The organism is Lysinibacillus sp. NPDC097287 (genome assembly GCF_044761695.1).
Classification (GTDB): Bacteria; Bacillota; Bacilli; order Bacillales_A; family Planococcaceae; genus Lysinibacillus.
The window spans coordinates 1-1,033 of the sequence record NZ_JBIWCX010000090.1 but is presented as its reverse complement, the minus strand read 5'-3'; the positions used below and the strand labels follow the sequence as shown (position 1 = coordinate 1,033).

Annotated in this window: 1 pseudogene; it reads right to left on the bottom strand. The window is 52.3% G+C overall.

The window, feature by feature from the left end:
* Positions 1-1,033, bottom strand: a pseudogene (locus ACIQ2D_RS22325) (hypothetical protein); the annotation flags it as partial.

Genomic DNA, 1,033 nt, shown 5'->3' with positions numbered 1-1,033 from the left:
GTCTTCGCTGGCACGACCTCGTTGTAAGCAATCACCCAAAAACCAGCTAACCCAGCGGCGGTCATTGGCGAACTCGGAGATTGGGAGTTCCGAGTCATCCATCCCGCCAAGTCAATCTCACGCTCAAACTTTGTTCGTTCGTTGCTAGCGCCAGACAAACACTGTTTGCAGAACTCATCCAACAAGCGTGCAGGTGTTCCTTTCGACTCTGATGCTGCCTTTCTTAGACGAGAGACTATCGCGGTAGCTATTCGCGAAAGTGCAGACCTTCCGTTACGTTGCACGTACGCGCGTATTTCATTCTCAAAGCTGTCAACCAACTCCAACAGACCAGCGTGAATACCCGCGGCAGCCTCACGGTACTCAAGCTCAGTCTTCCACGTGGGAGCCCAGTTTGGGGTCCGATGAACGATGGCATTCGCCAGCGAAGTAAACCGATTCTGGGCATCTCCCCCGTCACGCCAGTCAATAAGCCCATCCTTCAACCAACACAGCAAAGTAGCATCATCGGCCAGTGACAGTCTCGCGTTGCTACTTCGCAGCTCAGCTACCGACGCGTTCAATACATCCAAGTCATCCGCGAAGTAGTTCAATCGAGTCAAACGCTCCGGCTGATTCTCGGCAAGAAGATTGGCGGCCAAATTCAACATGCGATTTGCTGCGATTGTGTGATAGTGAAATACAACCCAACGGTAGTATTGATGTCGGTTAACCAGAAATGACTCCAGCGCCGATACAGCGCGCTCCTGGTATGCGATGCGAAAACCGTCCGTCTCAGTATCGAAAGCAATCTTTAGAGATTGCAAGAGCCGTTCTTTATCGATCGCACCAAACTCTGTCCCTGAGTTCATAGCATCTCGTAGCAGATAGTCGAGCCTGTCGACATCCACTTCGCCAGCCACAACATTATGCAGACATCCCGACCATGTATGCGATGCATGATCCGACAGGATGATGTCGACCATCTTCCACGGCAGCAGTTCGACAGCCGCCGGTTCGATGCGCGATGCTAAAACGCTGCCTATTGCCTCGT